Origin of the sequence: Dyella sp. (genome assembly GCF_036384435.1) — a bacterium.
GTDB lineage: Bacteria > Pseudomonadota > Gammaproteobacteria > Xanthomonadales > Rhodanobacteraceae > GSA-30.
In genome coordinates, this window is sequence record NZ_DASVMI010000041.1 from 1 (window position 1) to 18,244 (window position 18,244).

General features: G+C 63.1%; 14 protein-coding genes. 4 read left to right on the forward strand and 10 right to left on the reverse strand.

The annotated features are described in order from the left end of the window. Positions 1–254, forward strand: a 254-nt coding sequence (locus VF436_RS03620; protein ID WP_330902617.1) for a hypothetical protein, incomplete at its 5' end; no start/stop codon positions are given. On the opposite strand, the gene VF436_RS03625 is transcribed toward VF436_RS03620, so the two are convergent. Together VF436_RS03625 and VF436_RS03630 are read right to left on the reverse strand one after the other, a co-directional pair. Beyond that, positions 243–989 (reverse strand): pteridine reductase, encoded by a 747-nt coding sequence (locus VF436_RS03625; RefSeq protein ID WP_330902618.1) that lies wholly within the window; start codon positions 987–989, stop codon positions 243–245. The two genes, VF436_RS03620 and VF436_RS03625, sit on opposite strands and share 12 nt — an antisense overlap. 63 nt (positions 990–1,052) lie before the next feature. Beyond that, positions 1,053–1,904, reverse strand: a complete 852-nt coding sequence (locus tag VF436_RS03630; RefSeq protein WP_330902619.1) for a hypothetical protein — start codon at positions 1,902–1,904, stop codon at positions 1,053–1,055. A gap of 222 nt (positions 1,905–2,126) precedes the next feature. On the opposite strand from VF436_RS03630, the gene VF436_RS03635 reads away from it, so the two are divergent. Both VF436_RS03635 and VF436_RS03640 read left to right on the forward strand, forming a co-directional pair. Beyond that, positions 2,127–4,292 carry a TonB-dependent receptor gene (locus VF436_RS03635; RefSeq protein ID WP_330902620.1) on the forward strand — a complete coding sequence of 722 codons (2,166 nt, stop codon included), beginning with the start codon at positions 2,127–2,129 and terminating at the stop codon, positions 4,290–4,292. A 226-nt stretch (positions 4,293–4,518) separates the two neighbouring features. Further along, a complete protein-coding gene (locus tag VF436_RS03640) occupies positions 4,519–5,724 on the forward strand; it encodes a class I SAM-dependent methyltransferase (RefSeq protein WP_330902621.1) in 1,206 nt (401 codons plus the stop codon). Between the two features lie 155 nt (positions 5,725–5,879). Here VF436_RS03640 and VF436_RS03645 read toward each other — a convergent pair whose 3' ends face one another. From VF436_RS03645 to VF436_RS03660, 4 genes are all read right to left on the reverse strand, one after another. Further along, positions 5,880–8,105, reverse strand: a complete 2,226-nt coding sequence (locus tag VF436_RS03645; RefSeq protein ID WP_330902622.1) for a hypothetical protein — start codon at positions 8,103–8,105, stop codon at positions 5,880–5,882. A gap of 53 nt (positions 8,106–8,158) precedes the next feature. Beyond that, entirely contained in the window at positions 8,159–10,165 is a 2,007-nt protein-coding gene (locus VF436_RS03650; RefSeq protein ID WP_330902623.1) for an LTA synthase family protein, read from the reverse strand. A gap of 115 nt (positions 10,166–10,280) precedes the next feature. Further along, the gene (locus tag VF436_RS03655) at positions 10,281–11,516 is read right to left on the reverse strand and encodes a multifunctional CCA addition/repair protein (RefSeq protein WP_330902624.1); all 1,236 of its coding nucleotides are present in this window, start codon (positions 11,514–11,516) and stop codon (positions 10,281–10,283) included. Between the two features lie 206 nt (positions 11,517–11,722). Then, entirely contained in the window at positions 11,723–13,816 is a 2,094-nt protein-coding gene (locus VF436_RS03660) for a transglycosylase SLT domain-containing protein (protein ID WP_330902625.1), read from the reverse strand. Between the two features lie 275 nt (positions 13,817–14,091). On the opposite strand from VF436_RS03660, the gene VF436_RS03665 reads away from it, so the two are divergent. Further along, positions 14,092–15,711, forward strand: a complete 1,620-nt coding sequence (locus VF436_RS03665) for a glycoside hydrolase family 17 (protein WP_330902626.1) — start codon at positions 14,092–14,094, stop codon at positions 15,709–15,711. Here the strand turns inward: VF436_RS03665 and VF436_RS03670 are convergent. From VF436_RS03670 to VF436_RS03685, 4 genes are all read right to left on the reverse strand, one after another. Further along, on the reverse strand, positions 15,610–16,023 hold the full coding sequence (locus VF436_RS03670; RefSeq protein ID WP_330902627.1) for a hypothetical protein: 414 nt from the start codon (positions 16,021–16,023) through the stop codon (positions 15,610–15,612). The genes VF436_RS03665 and VF436_RS03670 overlap by 102 nt on opposite strands. A gap of 45 nt (positions 16,024–16,068) precedes the next feature. After that, positions 16,069–16,863: an endonuclease/exonuclease/phosphatase family protein gene (locus VF436_RS03675; RefSeq protein WP_414649808.1), complete on the reverse strand. Its 795-nt coding sequence runs from the start codon at positions 16,861–16,863 to the stop codon at positions 16,069–16,071. 104 nt (positions 16,864–16,967) lie between these two features. Continuing rightward, the gene (locus tag VF436_RS03680; RefSeq protein WP_330902629.1) at positions 16,968–17,627 is read right to left on the reverse strand and encodes a thiol:disulfide interchange protein DsbA/DsbL; all 660 of its coding nucleotides are present in this window, start codon (positions 17,625–17,627) and stop codon (positions 16,968–16,970) included. A 95-nt stretch (positions 17,628–17,722) separates the two neighbouring features. Beyond that, positions 17,723–18,244: thiol:disulfide interchange protein DsbA/DsbL (locus tag VF436_RS03685; RefSeq protein WP_330902630.1), on the reverse strand; the 522-nt coding region annotated here is incomplete at its 5' end.

The window sequence follows — 18,244 nt, forward strand, 5'->3', positions numbered from 1 at the left end:
TGTGGTTAGCGGGCCGTCTGGGTTGCGCCCCATTCGGCTCGCGTCTTCTGCTTGACGCAGTGTCGCTCGTGATTCGTGTTTCGGGTGAAGCACGAGCGACGCGCCGAACATCGCATATTTCGTGCGAAAAGTCTTTAGGACGCGTTGGAAAAAAACACCCTGAATTTCAGGGTGTTTTTTTGTATGGAGGGGTATTCAAAAAAGTCATGATGGTGGCGATGGCTCACCTTGTAGGAACGAATTCAAACCGATAAGGTGCGTCCGCCATCGATGCGGATGATCTGGCCGGTGACGAACGGCGCATCGCGCAAAAGCCACAGCACGGCGCTGGCTACATCGTCCGGACTGCCGGCGCGCTTGAGTGGCGTGCGTGCAAGCACGGCCTGCTTGTCGTCATACGCTTTGCCGTCACTGGGCCACATCACCGCGCCGGGTGCGACACCATTGACGCGAATGGCCGGGCCCAGGTCGAGCGCGAGTGAGCGCGTCATGGCTTCCAGGGCCGCCTTGGCCATGCAGTAGATCGGATGATCGGCCAGGGGGCGCTCGGCGTAGATGTCCACGAGGTTGATGATCGAACCGCTGCGCTCGCGCAGCGCGGATGTTGCGGCCTGCGACAGGAAGAATGGAGCCTGCGCGTTGGATGCGAATAATTCCTGCCATTGCGCGGGCGTGGCGCTGCCGATGGGTGTGGGATAGAACGCCGATGCATTGTTGACCAGGGCATCGAGTCGGCCTCGCCAGCGTAGGATTTCCTCGATCATCGCGGGCAGGTGATCGAGTTGTGCGAGCTCTGCTTGCACGCACAGTGTGCTACCTGGGCGGGACGCCTCCAGCGTGCTGGCCAGTGCATGTGCTTCGTCGCTCGATCGACGATAGTGCAATGCCAGGTCGTAGCCGGCCCCGTGCAATACGCGCGCAATGACAGCACCCACGCGGCGCCCGGCGCCAGTGATCAGGGCGACGGGGCGTTCGTGGGGTGCGTTCATGACCGGTTTTCCTGCGGTGAGATCGGTCACAGCTTGCCGCAAAGACGGGCGAGCGTTAAGCCCTTATGCCTTGGGCTTGGTCGCTTTTTTCGCACTCGTCTTCTTGGCGGTCTTGCTGACCGCTTTCTTGACGGCTTTCTTGGCCGAGGCTGCGCCCTTGCCAGCCACTTTCCTGGTTGCTTTCTTCGCGCCGCTGGCTACCTTGCGCACGGTGCGGCTGACTGCCTTGCTTACGGCGCGCTCAGGGGACTTTTTTTTTGCGTGCGTGCCGAATTCGGCGTCGTCCGCCTGGCCCTCGGTATCGATGCGCCCACTGAACATGTCGATGGCGGTCTTGGCGACCTGTCCGGTGTCGTAATACGCATAGGCGCCCACGCCCAATGCGCCGACGATCGGCAGCCAGCGCGAGATACCTTTGCCCACGGCACGCTGCGTGATCGATACGCCGATGCGCTTGGCCACACGTTCGGCCACGGCATAAGACATACGCCGAAACAGCAGCCGATCGCCCATGCGTACCACCAGGTCGCGGAATGCCTGGGCGGCGGTGTGGCGGAACAGGCACCACAGCATCTGTTCGCGGCCAAGCTCGGTGTGCTTGCCATAGGCCGCAGCGATGTCACTGACCATCTGGGCCTGGATCTTCCAGATCGCGATCAACTCGGGCAGCACCGTCAGCCAGCCCAGGGGGCCAGGAGGCAGGGCCAGGGAGCCGGAGGTGATGGCTGCGCGTTGCGCAGCCCGATTGGCCAGGCGGCGCGCTTCGGTTTCCGGGTCCTTGGCGCCAGCGACGTGGCTATCGGGAATCTGGCTGACGAAATCCAGGATGGCCCGGGTCACGCGGCTCTGATCGGCCGGTTCGATGACGGCCGGCAGTTGGTCGCCGGCGCCTTCCTTTGCTGAACGTTTTGCCATGGTCTCTCCAGGGGAGGCCCTCCCTGAAGGGAGGGCGACAGGTTTTCAGTCTATGGATGGCAGGTGAAGTTGGCCTGATGACGGCCACGGGGCGGCGCAAATTTTTGCGTGCAGGGAGCATGACTTCTGGGGCAGGCACTGGTTGCGGCGTAATGGCAATGTTATAACGTATCGAAAATAACAAGCCGTCCCCGACCGTTTACCGTTACCTTGGATTGCCCCATGAAACTTTCCCTGCTCGCCCTGAGCCTGGCTGCCGCGCTGGGGGCCGCCCCCTTGTTTGCCGCCGATGCGCCCGTCGTCGCCAACGCCCAGGGGGCCGACAATGACACCCCGCAGGCCTCTCGCAACAAGCCGGCGCCGAAGGTGCAGAACCTCAGCTCCATCGATGTGTCCGCCGCGCTGGACCGGGCGCGCAATTCGCTGTCGCCCGATACGGGGAGCAGTCAGTATGTGATCGACGAGAAGTCGATCCAGGCGCTGCCGCTGGGCACCTCCACGCCGGTCAACCAGGTGCTGCTACAGGCCCCGGGCGTGGTGCAGGATTCCTACGGTCAGTTGCATGTGCGCGGCGACCACGCCAACCTGCAATACCGTGTCAATGGCGTGCTGATCCCCGAGTCGATCTCCGGTTTCGGCCAGACCCTGGATGCGCGCACGATCAAGGAAGTGAAGCTGATCGATGGTGCGCTGCCGGCCCAGTATGGCCTGCGCACCGCCGCCGTGGTGGACATCACCACCAAGAGCGGACATGAGCTTGGCAATGGCGGCAGCGTGGGCATCATGGGCGGCTCGTTTGGCACGCTCAACCCTAATGCATCGATCTGGGGCAGCAGCGATCGCTGGAGCTATTTCCTCACCGCTAATTACCTGGAAAACGATGTCGGTATCGAGAATCCAACGGCAAGTCGCAAGCCGGTCCACGACCACACCAACCAGGTCAAGGGTTTCGGTGATATCTCGTACCTGATCAATGACAACACGCGCCTGAGCTTCATGTTCGGCGTGAGCAACAGCCGCTTCGAGATCCCGAACAATCCTGGCCAGGAGCCGAAGTTCGGTTACCTGGATACGGTGGATTTCAACTCGGCCAACCTCAACGAGCAGCAGCAGGAAAAGACCCGCTTCGGCGTGCTGGCGCTGCAAGGCAAGTTCGGCCAGACCGCTTACCAGATCTCTGCCGGCCAGCGCTACAGCAGCGTCGGGTTCTCTCCGGATTTCGTTGGCGACCTGATGTTCAATGGCATTGCCGCCAACATCAACCGCAACAACCGCGCCAGCACTTTGCAGGCGGATTTCTCTACGCCGCTGGGTGACAGCCACACGCTGCGCTATGGCATCTACGGTTCATTCGAGCACGGCAACATCGCCAATAACTCCTGGGTGTTCCCGGCCGACGATGACGGCAACCAGACCAGCACCACGCCGATCAACATCCTCGATGGCAGCCGCTTGATCGCCCGCACCTACTCCGCTTACTTGCAGGACGAGTGGAGTATTGGCGACAAATGGACGGTGAACTACGGCGTGCGCGGCGACAAGTACCACCTGTTCCGCGACGAAAGTCAGCTCAGCCCACGCGTGGGCGTGGTGTACCAGGCAACGCCCGACACCACGATCCACGCCGGCTATTCGCGTTACTTCGTGCCGCCGGCCACCGAAGTGATTTCCACCACGAATATCGCCAAGTTCAATGGCACCACCAACCAGCTTCCCGGCAACGGCAACAACACCGCGCTGTCGGAGCGCTCCGATTACTACGATGCGGGCATCTCGCAGAACATCGGTCCTTTGACACTGGGCCTGGATGCGTACTATCGCAAGGTCAGCCGCTTGCAGGATGAAGGCCAGTTTGGCGCGGCACTGGTGTACTCCAACTTCAACTACGAGTTCGGTCGCATCCGTGGCGTGGAATTCACCGCCAACTACGACCAGGGTCCGGTCTCGGCGTATTTCAACATGGCCTACAACCGTGCCATGGGCAAGCGCATCATCACCGGCCAGTACAACTTCAATCCGGATGACCTGGCGTACATCTACAACAACTACATCCACCTCGATCACGACCAGAAACTGACCTCTTCGGGCGGCATCAGCTACGAAGTGGCGCAGGGTACCAAGGTGGGCGCTGATTACATCTTCGGCAGCGGCCTGCGTTCGGATGGCGACGTGCCCAATGGGCTGTCTTTGCCGTACTACTTCCAGTTGAATCTCAGCGTGTCGCATGACTTCAACTTCGAGAGCACCGGCCCGCTGCATACCCAGCTTGCGGTGATCAACGCACTCGATCGCACGTACGAACTGCGCGACGGCACTGGCGTGGGCGTGGGTGCGCCCCAGTTCGGCCCACGTCGTGGGCTGTACCTGAGTGTGCAGAAAGACTTCTGATCGATTGACCTGGTCAAGCAGGAAAGGGCGCGGGCTGAAAGGTTTGCGCCCTTTTTTCGTTGAGCACGAGAGATGGGCGGTGGGGCGCTAGCCCGTGCGACCGGCGCAAGCTGTGTGCTTGCGTCGATGCCATCGTGGGTTCGTCGCTTGCGGCAACGTGCCTTCATGCGCCTCCAGCACCCATCTCCAACCCCCAAGCCTGACGCCAGGCGGTATCCTTGCCGCCATGAATCCCAGCCACAGCACCCGCCTGCCCGAACCCTCCATCGAGGAGCGTGAACACTCCGATCGCCTGTTAAGCTTGTTGCGTGAGCGCATCGCCGCACACGGGCCGCTCCCGTTTTCCGAGTTCATGGAACGGTGCCTGTATGCGCCGGGACTTGGCTACTACAGCGCGGGCAAGACCAAGTTCGGTGAGGCGGGGGATTTTGTCACCGCGCCGGAACTGGGCGAGTTGTTCGCGCGCTGCGTGGCGATGACGGTGCAGCCGGTGCTTGCTGCACTGGGCGAGCAGGCCGATGTGCTTGAGTTGGGCGGTGGCAGCGGTGCCTTCGCACAGGTCATGCTAGATGCGCTGGACCAGGCTCGGGCGCTGCCGCGTCGTTACCTGATTCTCGAACCGAGCGCCGACTTGCGCGAGCGACAACGTGAGCGCCTGCACGCGACCTTGCGTGACGAGGTCTTTGCGCGGGTGACGTGGCTTGACCGCCCCCCGGAAGATGCCTGGCGCGGTGTGCTGTTCGCCAATGAAGTGATCGACGCGTTGCCTACGACACGCTTCACGCTGCGTCATGGCGAGGTCTACGAGGAGCATGTTGCGCTCGATGGCGATGGGCGGCTGGTGCGCGTGGATCGGCCGGCCGACACGCTGGTTGCCGGTGCGGTGCGGCACGTCGAGCGTGATCTCGGTGCGACATTCGAGGACGGATACCGTTCTGAAATCCTGCCGCAGTTGCCGTATTGGGTTCAGGCGGTCGCCGGCTCGTTGCAGGCCGGTGTGATGCTGTTTGTCGATTATGGCTATGTGCGCAGCGAGTTCTACCTGCCGGAACGTCAGGATGGCACGTTGCGCGCTTTCTATCGTCACCACGTGCACAACGAGCCTTTCTACCTGCCTGGCTTGAACGATCTCACCGCTTCCGTTGACTTCACCGCGCTGGCCGAGGCCGGCAACAGCGCCGGCTTCGACGTGGCGGCCTATCTGCCGCAGTCATCGTTCCTGGTGGCTGCCGGCCTGCAGCAGGCATTCGAGATTGCTTATGCGCAGGCTTCCGATGACATGCAGCGCTATCGGCTGGCCCAGGAGGTCAAGCGCCTGATGTTGCCCGACCAGATGGGCGAGCGATTCCAGGTGCTGCTGCTGGTGCGCGGCATGGACACACTGCCATTGCCTGCCGAACTGCTGGCCGCGGATCGGGGTGGCCGGTTGTAGGGTCAGGAGTGAGGGGTTAGGAGTGAGGAGTGAGAGCGCAAGTCCGATCGCGTGCTTTAGTTTTCATGTTGCAAGGCTGCCATATCTCGGCACCCTTCAACATCGCGCTTTTGCTACTCACTCCTAGCTCCTAGCTCCTCACTCCTGCGGCGCACTCAACGCGACCTCAGGCTCTGTCGCCACGCAGTCGCGACCATCTCCCAGGGATGGAAGCGGAAATTGACGGTCTGTTCGCCCGCCGGGACGCACACCGCGCGAAACATGCCGTTGGCGCGATGGATCGGCAGGGGAGTGCCATTGGCTTCGGCGCTCCAGCCCGGGAAATCCAGTTCGCTCAGCACCAGCCAGCCTGGGCCGGTGGATGATTGGGTATGCACGGTCAGCTGCGTCGGTGTGGCTTCGATGGGCACGGCGTGGAGTGACGCCGTGCAGCGTGCCTGGTCTTGATGTGCCAAGGCGTCATCGGTGCGATCGCGCGGCGTGAGCAGTACGTTGCTGGAATAGTCGTTGCTGTCGATGTCGTCGGGTGTTATCGCGCTGGCGAGCGTGGCGTGGTCGGGCGTGAGCAGTCGCGGGTAGGCGCGGGTATTGCGCCATATCTCGCTATGCGAGCCGACAAAGATACGCTCATAGCCGATGGGCGCTGTCCATTCCGGTCGGCCATCGGTATTGCGCACCACATAACCCACCGCCAGCAGACGTGTCAGCGCGCTGGCGGGCGAGGTGTTGAACGCGGTAGCGACTCGCGGCAGGTTGCCATTGTCGCGTGCGCCGTACCAGTGGTCGTACAAGGCATAACGCAGCGGGTTGTAGCCCTGGGTGGATTCAAACCCGCGCAGTACGACCAGGTTGTCCCAGAATACGCTGGCATCGATGGGTTCGATGCGCGGTGGAAGGGGTTCGGTGGGTGGCAGCAGCGCGGCCAGTCGGTTTGCCGTGTCGTTGCGCAGGAAGGCTCGTGCGGTGTCGCTGTTCTCGTTGAAATGCCCGTTGAGGTTGAAGCAACGATAGTCGACCACCGTGATCAGCAACAGGACCAATCCGATCCTTGCCGCATCACGCGGTTTCCAGCGCAGCCAACCATAGGCGATGAGGGCAGCCAGCGCGGCGGCCAATGTCCACGGCTGCCAGCTGGCGCCATCGCCACGCATGGCCGCGCTTGATACCAGCAGCCACGTGAATGCGATGAGCAGCAACGTGCCGATAGCGCGCGGTGAGGCGCGATCGATGTAACTGGCCGACCAGCCGATGGCGAACGCGAACGCCATGTTGAGCAGATAGGCCGCATCGGCGGGCCGCCGGAACAGCTTGATGCCAGGAAGCGTTGCATACAGCCAGCCATAGAACGGCGTGTGCGTGCCCATCATGTAGAGCATGGCCAATAGCGCAACGCCACCGAAGAACATGAGGTGCCGGCGTTGCCGGGGCTGGCGCCACGCCCCGGGCAGGCCCAGCAGCATCAGTGACGGCAAAGCACCCAGGTACAGATAGGCCTCGACGATGGACGATGCGCCGTCGTAGTGGCCGCGCAAGGCATGCAGTGCATTGGGCAGCAAGAGCGTGAGGAAACTACGCGCGTCGAGTGAAGCGGTCTGCGATGCGCTCAACGGCAGTTCCGCACGATTGGACAGCATGGTGAACGCGAAGGTCAGCAACAGCTGTGGCAACACGATGGCAACGGCGACCAGGGCGGCTAGTCCGGCGCTCATCACCCATTGGCGTCGTTCGCGAGCCGGGTAGTGCTTCCAGCGCGTTACGGCCGTGGCGAGCGCATAAGCCAGCGCCACCCAGGCCAGCAGGTAGCTCAACTGCACCATGTGCACCAGCATGATGCCGGCGGCCAGGCCAAGCAGCAGGCCGCTTTTCCAGCGAGGGCGTTCGGCCAGTTCGCGGATGGCCACCAGGACCCAGGGGGCATAGCTATAAGCCAGCACGATGGGTACGTGTTCCAACCGGGATGCGGCCACGCCACCGGCCATGAAGACCATCGCGCCGACCAGTCCGCCGAATCGATTGGCAGCCTGCCGGCGCAGGAAGGCGTAAGCGCCGAAACCGCCGAGCAGTACGTGCAGCAGCACGCCCCAGGCGAACCAGTTCGCACCCGGGACGGAAGGGATCATCATCCATGCCATCAGCAGCGGTGAAAACAGCATGCCTTGCGGATCGGCGATCTGTGGGTAGCCTGCGTAGATATGCGGATTCCACCACGGTGCGATGCCGTGGCGCAGGCTGTGTGCGTTGAAATAGACCGTGGGATAGAACTGGTCGATGGCGTCCCACGGAAGGATGCGGCCGGCCAGCAAGGTTGGCAGGTTCAAAAGCAGCCAGATCAGGACGAGCAGGCCGCCAGTACGCCAGAAGGGATGTTGCCGCCAAGCCACGCTAACGCCTCTGTCTGATCCCCAAAGGCGTTAGCGTAAGCGATGCCTGCCGTTTAATGCACCGTCGAGGCGGCTGCGGGTACCGGGGTGCTGGTGGCTGCCGCTGGCTGAACCGGCGTGCTGTCTTCCGGCCGGCGAACCATTTTGCCGTTCTTGAACAAGGTGGCAGCCACTTGGTAGAACGCCGTCGCCTGATCGACCTGTTTGCTGTCGATGGGCGTGATCGGCGTGGCATCGCCGCTGTCGAAATCCGGGTGCACCTGCTCAAGCTTGCGTTGCGGTTCCAGCACGGTCAGCACGTCGCCCTTGAGGTAGCCCAGCTTCTCGTACGTGGCCGGGAATGCGCGGCGTTGTCCTTCCGGCAACTGGAAAATATCGGCGCCGAAGAAGCGGCTGCGGTAGCTGAAATTGAGCAGCCCCAGCACGGTCGGTGCGATATCCACCTGCCCCATCAGTGCCTTCACGTGCTGTGGCTGGATGTACTTGGGCGCATAGATCAGCAGCGGAATGTGATACCGGTTGATGGGCACGCTGCTGCGGCCGGCGCTGGAGGCGCAGTGGTCGGCGGTGATCACGAACACCGTGTCATCGAAATACGGCTTGCTGCGCGCGCGGTTGATGAAGTCGGCGATCGACCAGTCGGTGTATGCCACCGCACCTTCACGCGTGCCGTTGCGCTCTTTCACGCGTCCAGCGGGGAAGGTGAACGGGCGATGGTTGGATGTGGTCATGATGTGCAGGAAGAACGGTTTGCCGTTCTGATGGATCTGGTCCATCTGCCTGAGTGCAAGCGTGTAGAGATCTTCGTCGGCCACGCCCCACACGTTTTCGTGGTGGATGGTCTGGTCCTTGCCGATATCGTTGCGGTCAACGGTGCGATAGCCGTTGTGCGCAAAGAAATAGTTCATGTTGTCGAAGTAGCCGTACCCGCCGTAGACGAAGTCGGACTGGTAGCCGCGGTCGTTGAAGATGTCTGCCAGCGAGAACAGGTTCTCGTTGTTGTGCATTTTGATGACCGAATCGCCGGGTGTGGGCGGAATCGACAGCGACAAGGCTTCCAGTCCGCGCACCGTGCGCGTGCCGTTGGCATAGAGGTTGTCGAAGAACATGCCTTGTTCGGCCAGTGCGTCAAGATTGGGTGTGATGTTGCCGTGGCTGGCGCCGAAATGCTGCATGAAGTCGGCTGATAGGCTTTCCACGCTGATGAGCACGACGTTGAGGTGCTTTTCCGGGCCGGCGTGGCGAATCTCGCGGGTGAGATCGTGCGGGTCGTTGCTGAGGTAGGTGGCCTCGGGCGTCTTGATCATCGCACGCACGTCGCGGAAGGCCTGGTCTTCGGGCAGCGTGCGATAGAAGCGTGTGTAGTCCAGATGACTGCTGCGGAACGCGGCGAAGAATTCATAGATGCCATTGCCGGACAATTCGTTGACGTAGGCGTTGTCCAGCCGATCCTTCAAGGTGCCCTTGACCGCAACGGTCGACAATACGGTGAGCACCAGCCAGACCAGTACCACCTTGCCGCGTTGCAGGAAGCGCGTGCCGCCGTCGCTGGCCCGCAGCCCGCGCCGTGTCACGAACACGATCGCCAATGTCGCCAGCGCCAACAGGCTGATCCAGCGGCCGATCGGATACGACTCGCGGATATTGCCGATCACCTCGGTGGTATAGACCAGGTAGTCGACCGCAATGAAGTTGAAGCGCGTGCTGAATTCGTTCCAGAACGTCAGCTCGGACGCGGCTACGAACATCAGTCCGAAAAGTAGGATCAGTCCTAAAAGGTAAAGTCCCCACTGACCAGCGCGCGACACATAGGCACGAACCGGCATGAGCCACAGGTATAGCATCAGCGGCCATGCTACGTAGAGCAGGGTCACCAGGTCGTAGCCCAGGCCGATGCCGAACGCGTAGAGGTAATAAAGCGGATTGGGCGGAACGCCCTTGCCCGACATCACCAGCAGCGCGATGCGGGTGACGGCGCCAAGCACGACATAGGCAATGCCCAGCCACCAAAGTGGCTGAAAGCGCTGGCGTAAAGGTGTAGACGGGGAAGATGTCGACATGGCGACTCCAGGCGGCAAGATGGAACCCGTCACGACCGACCGATGACAGATGATCGGTTTTTATACACCCGGTCGCTTCGCAATACCTTTCTTTTGCCTTACTGGGAGCCACTTTTCAGTGCGGGAGAAGGTCGGCCCTTACCTTGTCGATAGCTTCGATGCGGGCACGCTCCATGGCCGAGCCGATGGCCGGCCCGGAAAGGCCCCTTTCAACAAAGGGCGCGGCGCTGATCGCGGCGGCGGCAGCGTGTGCGCGGCGTAGATAATCGGCTTGCGGATAGGCCTCGTCCCCATGGCCCAGACGGCCACGCTTATCGGCCTCGCAGGCGATGACGAATACCTCCAGGCGTTCGGGACGGCGCAGGGCATCCATGGCCGTGAACAGCTTCAACACGCGGGAGGGCTTGAGCTCGAACGCACGGTGCGCGTTGAGATGATCCCGGCACACGGCTTCGGCCAGGGTGGCGTGTTCGGCCGGCACCTTCAGGCGTGCCGACAGGGCGCGAACAGGTGCCACGCCGCGCTCTTCATGCTGTATATGGCGTGGCAGAATGTCGTGCGGCGTCAGCGCCTTGCCCAGGTCATGGACCAGTGCGCAGTAGCCAACCAGGTCATTGCCGGGCGCGAGCCTGGCGGCCATGTCCAGCACCATTTCGACGTGGATGCCGGTATCGACTTCCGGATGGAACTCCGCGCGCTGCGGTACGCCGTATAGAGCGTCGAGCTCCGCAAACAGCACGGCCAGTGCGCCGCTGTCACGCAGCACGCGCAGGAAGGCCGAAGGTCGTGGCTCGCCGAGCGCCTTGCGGGTTTCCTGCCAGACGCGTTCGGCAACCAAGTGATCGACTTCGCCGTTGGCGACCATGCGGCGCATCAGCGCCATGGTTTCCTCGGCGACCGTGAAGCCAAGTGGCGCAAAGCGCGCAGCGAAGCGCGCGACACGCAGTAGCCGCACCGGATCTTCGACAAAGGCATCGGATACATGTCGCAGCACGCGTTGTTCGATATCCCTGGCGCCGCCGAAGGGATCGACGAGCTTGCCGTCCTGGTCGCGCGCGATGGCATTGATGGTCAGGTCGCGACGCGCGAGGTCTTCTTCCAGCGTGACAGAGGGATCGGCGTGCATTTCAAAGCCGTGATACCCCGGACCTGTCTTGCGTTCGGTGCGCGCCAGCGCGTATTCCTCGCCGGTCTGCGGATGCAGGAAGACGGGAAAATCCTTGCCGACGGTTTTGTAACCGGCAGCGAGCATGTCGTCCGGGCGTGCACCGACCACGACGTAGTCACGGTCGGCGACGGGACGATTCAACAGGGCATCGCGGACAGCGCCGCCGACGAGATAGGTTTGCATGGCTGCATTGTGCCAGCGTCGCGCACATCGATGGCATCGGGCGCGCTCACGCGAGCCCCCGCCTGTCCGTAAGCGCGACTTCAGTCGCGATGCGAATGGCGACGAGGTCGCGGCTTGGAGGTCTTAAAAGCCCCCATCTGCGACTGGATCGCAGATGGCTTGGCGACTGAAGTCGCTCCTCGCTCTCACGAGGCTCGTGTCTGGACTCAGGGTGAAGTGGCTGCCGGTGCCGGTTGCGCCGACGTGGCGCTAGGGGGCATCTCGTTGGCGGCTGGCGCGCCATTGGATTCGGCCTTGGCCGGCGTGGCGGCTACCGGGCAGCCGACCACGCGGCGACGTGTCTGGCTGCCGGGCAACTGATAAGCCGAGCCGATGGCCGTCATGCGATCGGACAACGGCACGGCGGTGCCATTCATGCGCCAATCGTAGATCACCGCGAATGCCATCACGCGTGCCACGTACTCGCGGGTTTCCTTGAAAGGCATGGTGGCGGTGAACAGATCTGGCGCCAGGCTGCCGCGTGCGGCAAGCCATTGATCCACGCGTGCCGGGCCGGCGTTGTAGGCCGCACTGGCCAGCCATGGCGCGCCATTGAAGCGCGCGGCCATCTGCGCGAGGTAGCGCGTGCCCAACTGCACGTTGACCACGGGATCATAGAGACTGTCGCCGCCGCTCCACGGCAGGCCGTTGCGCTTGGCGACATTGGCCGCCGTGCCCGGCAGCAGCTGCATCAGGCCACGTGCATCGGCAGCTGAGCGCGCATCGCTCATCCATGCGCTTTCCGCACGCAGGATGCCGTATGCCCAGGCCGGATCGATACCGGCCTGCTGTGCCTGCGGTACGAGGCCATCCTGTCCGGCCAGCGGGAAGCGCTGCTCGTAATAGCGCAACGCTTCCCCGCTGTTGAGCGCAAACACCGCGCGGTCGTACCAGCCACGGCGGTAGGCCAGGTCGACTGCCTGGCGCAGCGTGTCCGCGTCAGCGCCATCGAGCGCACGCGACCATTCGCGCCGCGCCAGCTTGGGCAGGCCGACGAAATACAATTCGAATGCACGCTGGATGCCGGCGTTCGCCATCAGCGATTGCTCGCGCTGCGCGTTGGCCGGCAGTGTCTGCGGGCAGATGGCATAACCGGTGTCGAGACGGTCGGCCGCCATGAAGCCGAAGAACGTCGATTCGCGCGACAGCGGTTGCAGCACTCGCAGCGCTTCATCGTGGCGGTTCAGTCCTTCGAGCGCGCGCGCCTTGAACCAACGCCATTCGCCATCGTCGCGTTGCGTGGCCGTCATGGCGGCGATACCAGCCAGCGCGGCGTTCCAATTCTGCTGTGAAAGCGCCACGCGGACCCGCCATTCGCGGCTGGCATCGGTTTGCGCGTCGGCGGGCAGCGCGGCAAGGCGATCGAGCGCACTCTCGTCGAAATCGGTGGCGTGGAATACCGCCAGTGCATTGAGGATGCGCCCGCGCTGTGCAGGGCTGAAATTGAAATGATGCTGCAATTTCTGCCAGGCCTGGTCGGCCGTGGTGGACTGGCGGCGCGCCAGGCGTTGCAGCGCCAGCATGGCGGCCTGGCGATGGCGTGGCGTGTCGGGCCAGGTCGCCGCAGCATTGACCGCGCTGGCCGGATCACGCAGCGCCGTGGCCAGGCGCTGACCAGCCTGTTGTTCGTTGGCAGGCAGCCAGTTGGCCAGGGTGGCGATGGTGCCCGGCTGGTTCGCGTCGGCCGCCCGGTCGATGCGCTCCCACAGTCGCGCGGAGGTCAGCAGGCCTTGGCTGAAGGCCTCGCCCAGCACGGGATCGCAGGCACTGGCCGGCAGGCTCGGCTTGGCCCACAGCGCGGTCAGGTCCTTGTCGAAATCGAGCTTGCCGCCTTTGGCAAGGCGTGCCTGCAAGGCATCGCAGGTGAGCGTGTCGTTGATGCCCGGCTGGTACAGCGCGAGGAAGTTGTCCCAATCCTTGCGGCGAGCCAGTTCGAGCAGGAAGTCGCGCCGCAGGTCGCTGGCCGGAATCATGTCCGGATAGCGGCTCAGGTAGCTTTCCACCGCCGCGCGATCAAGTTGGCGCAAGTCATGCGTGAGCGCGGCGGCTTCCAGGTAGGGATACAGCGGGTAGCCGGACAAGCCTTGCGCCTGTGCGCGCCAGCCATCGCCGCCCTGCTGGGCGGTGGCATAAGCCTGGCGGAACGCATCGCGCTGTGCCTGGCTGGGCTCGTCCGCGTGCAGGCTGGCAGCCGTCAGCAGCCAACCGGCGGCCAGCAGGATCAGGCGATGGAAACGCCGGGGCTTGACGAGCTCGGACATGACTAATCCTTCAGTGATGCTGTTCGGGCGAGGTGAAGCGGACACGATAAGTGGTGGGACGCGACTCAGTGATGAATGAGGCGTGAGGCCGGCTGTTGCACGGCCTGTGAGGCCACTCGCTGCGCGTTGCTGTGAGGGGTTAGGTGCAAAAGCAGGGCACTAAGTAAGACTTCAGGCTTTCAGCTGTTGCCCCTCACAGGCCGCCTTAGCGGCCGGCCTCACCCCAAAGCACCTGCTAAACTTCCGCGTTCGCCCGCGCCACCCACGGATACCCCATGACGCCGACGCCACCTTCCTTCCGTGCCCTATGGCCCGCCTGGCTGGTCCTGTGCCTGGTGGCCATCGCCGGTGCGGTGTGGTGGTGGGCGATCGGGCGGCCGGTGGCATTGCCTGATGCGCCGAGCGCGCGCATCGCCTGCGTATCGTATGCGCCATTCCGCGAACCGGGCGAGACGCCGTTCGACTTGAAAGCCGTGATCAGCCCTGAGCGCATCGATGCGGACCTGAAAGCGCTGTCGCAGCGATTCGATTGCATCCGCACCTATTCGCAAAGCCACGGCCTGGACAAGGTGCCGGAAATTGCCGGGCGTTATCACATGAAGGTGCTGATGGGCATCTGGCTCGGACGCGACCTCAAGGACAATGCGCGCGAGGTGAGCATGGGCATTGCCTCGGCCAAGGCACATCCCCAGGTGCTGCGAGGCATCGTGGTGGGCAACGAGGTATTGCTGCGTGGTGAGCTGTCGCCCAAGGCGCTGGCCGCCTATGCGCAACAAGTACGCGAGCAGGTGCCGTCCTCGGTGCCGCTGACGTATGCGGATGTGTGGGAATTCTGGCTGCGCTATCCGCAGATGGCCAAGGCGGTCGACTTTCTGACCATCCACATCCTGCCTTACTGGGAAGACAATCCCGTGCCTCCGGAGCATGCGATTCGCCACGTCGCCGAGGTCTACCAGAAGGTCAAGGCATCGTTTCCCGGGCGTCAGGTGATGATCGGCGAAACCGGCTGGCCCAGCGCCGGCCGTCCGCGACGCGACGCGCGCGCCAGCCTGGTCAATGAAGCGCGTTACTTGCGCGAGTTCCTGGTCTACGCCAACAGCGTGGATATGCCCTACAACGTGATCGAGACCTTCGACCAGCCGTGGAAGCGCGCGCAGGAAGGCACGGTCGGTGGTTACTGGGGCATCTACGACGTCAATGCTAAGCCGAAGTTTCCGATGAAGGGGCCGGTGGTGGAGGAGTCGCACTGGCGCTGGGGATTGCTTGCCGGCGTGGCCGGTTCGCTGCTGTTTGCACTGGTCGGAGCGTGGCGTCGATCATGGCGCGGTGGTGCCGGCTGGCTGGCCTGGCTGCTGATGGGCTTTGGCGCCGGCACGGCGCTGGCTTGGCAGTATCGGCAGATGATCTATGCCTGTAGCAACCTGCTGGAGTGGGCCATCTCCATCGCGGCGTGCGTGCTGGCGCTGGTGACCGGATGGATGCTCGCACGTCGGATCGTGGCGCGCATGACTGGCACGGCATCACCATATGGCCTGCGCCTGCGTTGGTGGCGCGCTGGCTGGATGTTCGCCTTGTGCCTATTGGGTCTGCTGCTGGTATTCGACGGCCGCTACCGGGATTTTCCGCTAGGCCTGTTCGCTTTGCCCTGCATTGGCTATGCCTTGCTGGGCTGGCTTGATCGAGCCCACCGCCCAGGCATGCCGATGGTGGAAGAACGTTTCATGGCGTTCTGGCTGCCCGCCCTTGCTGCCGTGGTGGTGGCGCAGGAGCTCGGGCTCAATCCATCGACCTGGTTATGGCTGCTGTTGAACGCGGCCATGGCTGCGCCCGTGCTGATTGGCTGGTACCAAGCCAGTCGCCTGCAACCGGATCAGGCGCAGGCTGCCTACGAGTAGCGCCAGGGCACCGGCCTCGTAGCAATACATGACCAGAGCGATGAAACCCAGAGCGGCAGCCAGGCTGGCGGCTGCCGGATGCTTCCAGGCCAGCGCAAGCGCAGTGGCGGCCAGCGCGGCATAGCCCAGGCCATAGCTGTAGAAAGCAATCACGATTGCCTGGCGCAAGCCGCACCAGGCCGGCCCGTTGCCGTCATCGCACAGGTGCGCCAGGTTGGCCGGTTCGATGAACAGATAACGCACCAGCGCGGCGGCGATGCCGGCGAGCAGGATAACGAGCCAGGGAAGGGAGATACGGAACGCGCCATTCATCCGCGCAGTGTATGTGCTGGAGCCTTGTACGGACAGTCGCTAGGGTCAGCGACCGTCCGGCAGACCGATGTGGGCCGGCACGCGGATCTCCGCGGCAACCGGCAAATGATCGGAAAATGCCTGCGGCAAGGCCCACAGTCTGTCCAGATGTATCGCCTCGGACGTGAGGATGTGATCGAGTGCTTTGCGCGGTTTCCAGCTTGGAAACGTTGGCATTGCCTGTGCTGGCGGTTGCAGCGAGCTCTTGTTGAACAGGTGCCGCATCTCCGCGCTATGCACTTCGGTGTTGAGATCGCCCATGAGCACGGCATGCGGGAAATCCTGTAGGACTTCGGCGATGAAACCCAACTGCCGCGCGCGTGCCACGGCGCTCAGCGACAGATGCGCAATCATCACTGCCAGCGATGCCGGGCCGGAGCCGAAGCGGGCCAGCATGGCGCCCCGCCCTGGAACCCGGCTGGGCAATGGGTAGGTCAGCACCTCCGTTGGTTCCAGGCGGCTGATCAATCCATTGGCGGTGTGCGACACGCGTGCGATCGGGCGATTGGGCTGGTGGCTCCAGAAGGGCATGCCGGCTGTTTCGGCCAGGTAGCGCGTCTGGTTGAGAAAGCCCGAGCGCAGGCTACCTGCATCGGCCTCCTGCAGTCCGATGACGTCGAACTGCGGCAACATCTCGGCCAGGCGGTCGAGATTGTCCAGCTTACTGCGCCCGGGTAGCACGGCGCTGATGGAGCGCGTGAAGTATTCGCTGTAGCGCTGCACGCTCGCGCCGGCGAGGATGTTGCAGCTCAGCAGTCGCAGGCGACGTTCGGGCGGTTGCGGGGCGCGTTCCATGGTCATAGCGTGCCGATGATGCGATGACGATTGCCATCATCGAGTGATCGAGGCGTCAAGGTGGCCCCAGGCGAGCGCGGGACGGCCTCCGCCGTCCCGCGTGCGGGCGCTTACTTGCCGCCGTTCTGTTCGCGCTTGACCAGCCACTGGGTCATGGCGACCAGTTCGTCGAGCGTCTTGACCTCATTGCTGCGGTACTTGCCGTCGACCACGATGGTTGGCGTGCCTGTGATGCCCCATTTCTGCATCAGCGCGACATCTTTCTTGATCTGCGCGGTGACCTCATCGGAACTGGCGATTTGCAGGAATTTGGCCCGATCCACGCCATGACGGGCGTAGAAGTCGGCAAGTTCTTCCAGTGTGGAGATCGGGTAGTGCTGGTTGAACTTCTCATCGAACAGAGCCAGGTGGGTCTGATCGACGACGCCGAGCTTCTTGGCGGCGTAATACGCGCGGGCATAGGGCAGCCATTCGTCGCTGAAGGCGGCCGGCAGCAACTTGAATTCAACCCCGGGCGGCAACTGCTTGCGCAACTCCTCGGCCTTGGGGGCGAAATGCGCGCAATGGATGCAGCCGTAGGAGAACACCTCGACGACTTCCACCTTGCCAGTATCGCTGTAGCGCTGGTTCGGTGCCGGTAGCGAGACGTATTCGGAGCCGTCGGTGTAGGGCGCAGCGGCGTCGCCGGAATTGGAGGCCGTGCACGCACTGGCAAGCAGCAGGCCGCCGACCAGGGTGAGCAGACGCAGGCGGGCAAAACGCTTGAACATGAAACCTTTCTCCATCAAAAGTCTTTGGGGCGCCGGATCGATCAGGGAATGGACCGCGTCGATACCGGTTCGGTTCGCCACGGTCCCTGATCGCCTTACTTGCCGGCTGCTTCCTTGGAAACCAGCCACTTGGCCAGCTCGATCGCCTGCGGATAACCGCCGGCCATGCCGACCGTGTAACGGTACTTGCCATTGACGATGATCGTCGGGGTCTGCGTCACGCCGTATTTCTGCGTCAGGTCATCGGCGCGCTTCATCTTGGTGTTGACCGCGAACGAGTTGGCCACGGCCACGAATTCCTTCGGATCGGCACCGAACTTGGCGTAGACCTTGGCCGCGTCGTCGATGGTGGGCAGCGCATTGGAGGGCTTGAGGCCGCCGTTGGGGGCTTCCGAACTCAGCTCCTTGGTCTTCCAGGCCGCGTCATACATGGCGTCATTGCCCTTGGCGGACACGCCTAGCGCCTCGGCGGCGTAGTAAGCACGCTGGAACATGGGGAAGTTCTCAGCCGGATTGAACGACACCGGCAGGAAGGCCATCGTCGCATTGGACGGCAGCTCGGTCTGCATCTGGTCCACGGTCGCGTGGAAGGCGTTGCAGGCCGGGCAGCCGTAGGA

Excerpts from the sequence above, each read along its gene's own strand:
- VF436_RS03660 (WP_330902625.1), bottom strand. The coding sequence starts at position 13,816 with ATGTCCGAGCTCGTCAAGCCCCGGCGTTTCCATCGCCTGATCCTGCTG.
- VF436_RS03625 (WP_330902618.1), bottom strand. The coding sequence starts at position 989 with ATGAACGCACCCCACGAACGCCCCGTCGCCCTGATCACTGGCGCCGGG.
- VF436_RS03670 (WP_330902627.1), bottom strand. The coding sequence starts at position 16,023 with ATGAATGGCGCGTTCCGTATCTCCCTTCCCTGGCTCGTTATCCTGCTC.
- VF436_RS03675 (WP_414649808.1), bottom strand. The coding sequence starts at position 16,863 with ATGACCATGGAACGCGCCCCGCAACCGCCCGAACGTCGCCTGCGACTG.
- VF436_RS03680 (WP_330902629.1), bottom strand. The coding sequence starts at position 17,627 with ATGTTCAAGCGTTTTGCCCGCCTGCGTCTGCTCACCCTGGTCGGCGGC.
- VF436_RS03665 (WP_330902626.1), top strand. The coding sequence starts at position 14,092 with ATGACGCCGACGCCACCTTCCTTCCGTGCCCTATGGCCCGCCTGGCTG.
- VF436_RS03650 (WP_330902623.1), bottom strand. The coding sequence starts at position 10,165 with ATGTCGACATCTTCCCCGTCTACACCTTTACGCCAGCGCTTTCAGCCA.
- VF436_RS03630 (WP_330902619.1), bottom strand. The coding sequence starts at position 1,904 with ATGGCAAAACGTTCAGCAAAGGAAGGCGCCGGCGACCAACTGCCGGCC.
- VF436_RS03635 (WP_330902620.1), top strand. The coding sequence starts at position 2,127 with ATGAAACTTTCCCTGCTCGCCCTGAGCCTGGCTGCCGCGCTGGGGGCC.
- VF436_RS03655 (WP_330902624.1), bottom strand. The coding sequence starts at position 11,516 with ATGCAAACCTATCTCGTCGGCGGCGCTGTCCGCGATGCCCTGTTGAAT.
- VF436_RS03640 (WP_330902621.1), top strand. The coding sequence starts at position 4,519 with ATGAATCCCAGCCACAGCACCCGCCTGCCCGAACCCTCCATCGAGGAG.